Origin of the sequence: Allosediminivita pacifica (genome assembly GCF_003054175.1) — a bacterium.
Lineage (GTDB): Bacteria > Pseudomonadota > Alphaproteobacteria > Rhodobacterales > Rhodobacteraceae > Allosediminivita > Allosediminivita pacifica.
In genome coordinates this window covers 1-5,802 of sequence record NZ_QBKN01000065.1, presented here as the reverse complement: position 1 = coordinate 5,802, position 5,802 = coordinate 1, and the positions used below count along the sequence as shown (strand labels likewise).

Below are 5,802 nucleotides of genomic sequence, written 5' to 3'. Positions count from 1 at the left end.
TGGTTGCGGGAGTAGGATTTGAACCTACGACCTTCAGGTTATGAGCCTGACGAGCTACCGGACTGCTCCATCCCGCGCCATTTGCGGCCCTTTTGGGCTGCGGGCTCCGCCGTGATTGGTATGGGTGGCGGAGTTTTCTGTGTCATCGTGTTTGAGAGATACGTTGGCGGTTTTTGCTAGGTTTGGCGGCGACCTACTCTCCCACGTCTTAAGACGCAGTACCATTGGCGCAGCGGCACTTAACGGCCGGGTTCGGAATGGGACCGGGTGTTTTGCTCGCGCTATGACCACCAAACCGAGTAAAAACCGCATGTCCAGGTCAAGTATTTAGGGATGTATGCTTGTGACCGGGCAACGGGCAATGCCTGCCTGTTACCGGATCGGATCAAGCCTGTCGGGCCATTAGTACCGGTCAGCTGAACGTGTTGCCACGCTTACACCTCCGGCCTATCGACGTGGTGGTCTACCACGGCCCTCAGGGATACCTTGTTTTGAGGGGGGCTTCCCGCTTAGATGCCTTCAGCGGTTATCCCGTCCGATCATAGCTACCCTGCACTGCGGCTGGCGCCACAACAGGTCCACCAGTGGATCGTTCACCCCGGTCCTCTCGTACTAGGGGCAACTCCTCTCAAGTATCCTACACCCACGGCAGATAGGGACCGAACTGTCTCACGACGTTCTAAACCCAGCTCACGTACCTCTTTAAATGGCGAACAGCCATACCCTTGGGACCTGCTCCAGCCCCAGGATGAGATGAGCCGACATCGAGGTGCCAAACACTGCCGTCGATATGGACTCTTGGGCAGTATCAGCCTGTTATCCCCGGCGTACCTTTTATCCGTTGAGCGATGGCCCTCCCACTTGGGACCACCGGATCACTATGGCCGACTTTCGTCTCTGCTCGACTTGTCAGTCTCGCAGTCAGGCTGGCTTCTGCCATTGCACTCAACGAGCGATTTCCGACCGCTCTGAGCCAACCTTCGCGCGCCTCCGTTACGATTTAGGAGGCGACCGCCCCAGTCAAACTACCCGCCACGCAGGGTCCCGGATCCGGATAACGGACCGCGGTTAGACATCAAGCAGAACAAGGGTGGTATCTCAAGGATGGCTCCACAGGAACTGGCGTCCCTGCTTCGAAGCCTACCACCTATCCTGCACATGTTGTGCCTGATGCCAGTGCGAAGCTGTAGTGAAGGTGCACGGGGTCTTTCCGTCTAACCGCGGGTAGCCGGCATCTTGACCGGCAATTCAATTTCGCTGAGTCGATGTTGGAGACAGCGGGGAAGTCGTTACGCCATTCGTGCAGGTCGGAACTTACCCGACAAGGAATTTCGCTACCTTAGGACCGTTATAGTTACGGCCGCCGTTTACCTGGGCTTCAATTCGGAGCTCTCACCCCTCCTTTTAACCTTCAGGCACCGGGCAGGCGTCAGACCCTATACGTCGTCTTGCGACTTCGCAGAGCCCTGTGTTTTTAGTAAACAGTCGCCACCCCCTGGTTTGTGCCCCCGGACCACGCGGCCCGGGCCTCCTTCTCGCGAACTTACGGAGGTATTTTGCCGAGTTCCTTCAACATCGTTCTCTCAAGCGCCTTGGTATTCTCTACCAGTCCACCTGTGTCGGTTTGGGGTACGGTCTGATGGAGGGCTATTTCCAGGGACTGTCTTGGATACGCGCCAATCCGATAAGGCACGCACGCCGCCACAATCCGTCACATCCTCCTGGCCCAGTAATATTAAACTGGTTCCCATCGACTACGCCTTTCGGCCTCGCCTTAGGGGCCGGCTTACCCTGCTCAGATTAGCTTTAAGCAGGAACCCTTGGACTTTCGGCGACAGGGTCTCTCACCCTGTTTGTCGCTACTCATGTCATCATTCTCGCTAGTGATCTCTCCACCGGATGGCTCACGCCCCGGCTTCACAGAAAGCTTCTCGCCTCCAATACTCCCGAAGGGAGTGAAGGAGGCATGAAGCTGTATCACACTACGCTCCGCTACCATGCCTTACGGCATCCTCAGCTTCGGCTCATGGCTTGAGCCCCGTTACATCTTCGCCGCAGGACAACTTGTTTAGACCAGTGAGCTGTTACGCTATCTTTAAAGGATGGCTGCTTCTAAGCCAACCTCCTGGTTGTTTTGGTCGTCCCACCTGCTTTCCCACTTAGCCATGAATTGGGGGCCTTAGCTGGAGGTCAGGGTTGTTTCCCTCTCCACCATGGACGTTAGCATCCACGGTGTGTCTGCCATCTAGTACTCCCGGGTATTCGGAGTTTGGTTAGGATCAGTAAGCCTGTGGGGCCCCATTACCCATCCAGTGCTCTACCCCCCGGGGTATTCGGATGACGCTCTACCTAAATAGATTTCGCGGAGAACCAGCTATCTCCGAGTTTGATTGGCCTTTCACCCCTAGGCACAACTCATCCCGACCTTTTTCAACAGGTGTGGGTTCGGACCTCCAGTACGTGTTACCGTACCTTCATCCTGGTCATGCCTAGATCACTCGGTTTCGGGTCTGATCCATCCAACTCGACGCCCTATTAAGACTCGCTTTCGCTGCGCCTACACCTAACGGCTTAAGCTTGCTGGATAGACCAAGTCGATGACCCATTATACAAAAGGTACGCCGTCACTTCGCAAGGAAGCTCCGACTGATTGTAGGCGCTCGGTTTCAGGTACTGTTTCACTCCCCTCGTCGGGGTGCTTTTCACCTTTCCCTCACGGTACTGGTTCGCTATCGGTCAGCAAGGAGTACTTAGCCTTCGAGGGTGGTCCCCCGATCTTCAGACAGGATTACACGTGTCCCGCCCTACTTAATACGTCCCATCGAGCTTCATGTACGGGACTGTCACCCGCTGTGGTTGGCCTTTCCAGACCATTCCATTCACTCTCAAGGCTCGGCTGGTCCCCGTTCGCTCGCCACTACTAGGGGAGTATCAATTGATTTCCTTTCCTCCGGGTACTTAGATGTTTCAGTTCCCCGGGTTTGCTCTTAAAGACCTATGTATTCAGTCCTTAAGTACCTGTTTCAGCCCATTATAAGCTGCCTTGCGGCAATTATAACAGTCTGTCAGGTGGGTTGCCCCATTCGGAGATTCCTGGATCAAAGCTTTTTCTCAGCTCCCCAGGACTTATCGCAGAGTAACACGTCCTTCATCGCCTCTTGCTGCCAAGGCATCCACCAAACGCCCTTCTCGCGCTTGATCCGATCCGGAAAGAGACAGGCACTCGAAAGTGCCCTGCCGCAGGTGACGCTGGTTCGTGCCACCCTTTTCTTCCGGATCAGAAGCATACTATCCCGCTCGGACCTCTGGGGTCCGAACTTGTGGTCCGGTGTATGACCCGGACCTGGTTAGTGTACTTGACTTGGACAACGCTTGCTCGTTTCGGATGGGATATCTGGCAACAGCCGGCTAGACCGTTGGCAAACCTTCCGGATCGGCGAACCGATCCCGGAACCATTCGAGGGTATCTGCCCACTCGCAGAACCCAAGCAAGGTTGATTTGTATCTCTCTACACGATGTCAATGCGTCTGAGACCAGACGTCCGAACCGCTTCTCGAAGCGTCTCGAAGATCTCGTCTCGTATCCGGCGGATGGTGGAGCCTAGGAGGATCGAACTCCTGACCTCCTGAATGCAAATCAGGCGCTCTCCCAGCTGAGCTAAGGCCCCATGGACCGCGGCAACGGTGTCCCGGTCGCTGCGGAGGATGGTGGGTGTGGGAGGACTCGAACCTCCGACCTTACGCTTATCAGGCGTACGCTCTAACCACCTGAGCTACACACCCTCTCGGGGAGAGCCCTTGGCCTAAGTGGCGAGTGTCGTCAAGCGACGTCGCCAGGCGAGAGCAAACACGCATCCGCAAACGGGGCGAACCCGCTTTCGGCACGAAGTCTGAAGAGATATGAGGACGGTCCGGTTCGTGTTTGGCGCCCTGATCCTGGGCGCCGTGCTAAGTGATCTTCGTGAAAGCCGAAGCTTTCAAACCCGATCATCCTTAGAAAGGAGGTGATCCAGCCGCAGGTTCCCCTACGGCTACCTTGTTACGACTTCACCCCAGTCGCTGAGCTTACCGTGGTCGGCTGCCTCCAAAAGGTTGGCGCACCGCCTTCGGGTAAACCCAACTCCCATGGTGTGACGGGCGGTGTGTACAAGGCCCGGGAACGTATTCACCGCGGCATGCTGTTCCGCGATTACTAGCGATTCCGACTTCATGCCCTCGAGTTGCAGAGGACAATCCGAACTGAGACGACTTTTTGGGATTACCCCACTGTCATCGCCATTGTAGCACGTGTGTAGCCCAACCCGTAAGGGCCATGAGGACTTGACGTCATCCACACCTTCCTCCCGCTTATCACGGGCAGTTCCCCTAGAGTGCCCAGCCGAACTGCTGGCAACTAAGGGTGTGGGTTGCGCTCGTTGCCGGACTTAACCGAACATCTCACGACACGAGCTGACGACAGCCATGCAGCACCTGTCACTGAGCCACCGAAGTGGAAACCAGATCTCTCTGGCGGTCCCAGGATGTCAAGGGTTGGTAAGGTTCTGCGCGTTGCTTCGAATTAAACCACATGCTCCACCGCTTGTGCGGGCCCCCGTCAATTCCTTTGAGTTTTAACCTTGCGGCCGTACTCCCCAGGCGGAATGCTTAATCCGTTAGGTGTGACACCGAACAGCATGCTGCCCGACGTCTGGCATTCATCGTTTACGGTGTGGACTACCAGGGTATCTAATCCTGTTTGCTCCCCACACTTTCGCACCTCAGCGTCAGTATCGAGCCAGTGAGCCGCCTTCGCCACTGGTGTTCTTCCGAATATCTACGAATTTCACCTCTACACTCGGAGTTCCACTCACCTCTCTCGAACTCTAGACTGATAGTTTTGAAGGCAGTTCCGAGGTTGAGCCCCGGGATTTCACCCCCAACTTTCCAGTCCGCCTACGCGCGCTTTACGCCCAGTAATTCCGAACAACGCTAACCCCCTCCGTATTACCGCGGCTGCTGGCACGGAGTTAGCCGGGGTTTCTTTACCAGGTACTGTCATTATCATCCCTGGCGAAAGTGCTTTACGACCCTAAGGCCTTCATCACACACGCGGCATGGCTAGATCAGGCTTGCGCCCATTGTCTAAGATTCCCCACTGCTGCCTCCCGTAGGAGTCTGGGCCGTGTCTCAGTCCCAGTGTGGCTGATCATCCTCTAAAACCAGCTACTGATCGTCGGCTTGGTAGGCCATTACCCCACCAACTACCTAATCAGACGCGGGCCGATCCTTCCCCGAAATTCTTTCCCCCGAAGGGCGTATGCCGTATTAAACCCCGTTTCCAGGGACTATCCGGCAGGGAAGGGCACGTTCCCACGCGTTACTCACCCGTCCGCCGCTAGGTCCGAAGACCTCGCTCGACTTGCATGTGTTAAGCCTGCCGCCAGCGTTCGTTCTGAGCCAGGATCAAACTCTCAAGTTGAAACATCCGAAGATGTTCTTGACGTTCGAACCTCTGCACATCTCATCGATCCGGCTAGGATCGATGAAGTCATCTGTCTGTCTGTGCTTCAGTACCAAAGGCACCGAAGAACCGAACAAACAGTGAAGCTGACACTTCCATCATCGGCCGAAGCCTAGGAAGCCGATATACAGACATCCGTTCATCGAAATGAACCGAAACCGCCCGCATATCTCTTCAGATACTTGCGATGTCAAAAAGCGCAGAGACAAAACCAACCGAGATGCGCCCTAACTTACCGGCGCGCCCCGCCTCGTCTGCCCCTAATGTTCGTTGCCGCGAAGACCGCCAGAACCTCGTCCCGT

At 55.8% G+C, this 5,802-nt stretch carries 3 tRNA genes and 3 rRNA genes; all 6 read right to left on the bottom strand.

Annotated elements, in window-relative coordinates:
* Positions 1-77 (bottom strand) — tRNA-Met (locus tag C8N44_RS22720).
* 103 nt (positions 78-180) lie between these two features.
* A 5S ribosomal RNA gene (rrf, locus tag C8N44_RS22715) occupies positions 181-295 on the bottom strand.
* A gap of 86 nt (positions 296-381) precedes the next feature.
* Positions 382-3,201 (bottom strand): 23S ribosomal RNA (locus C8N44_RS22710).
* Positions 3,202-3,592: 391 nt separating this feature from the next.
* Positions 3,593-3,668 (bottom strand) — tRNA-Ala (locus C8N44_RS22705).
* Positions 3,669-3,706: 38 nt separating this feature from the next.
* Positions 3,707-3,783, bottom strand: a tRNA-Ile gene (locus C8N44_RS22700).
* Positions 3,784-3,997: 214 nt separating this feature from the next.
* Positions 3,998-5,458 (bottom strand): 16S ribosomal RNA (locus C8N44_RS22695).
* The 16S, 23S and 5S rRNA genes sit together here with 3 tRNA genes alongside, the layout of an rRNA operon.
* Positions 5,459-5,802 lie beyond the last annotated feature (344 nt).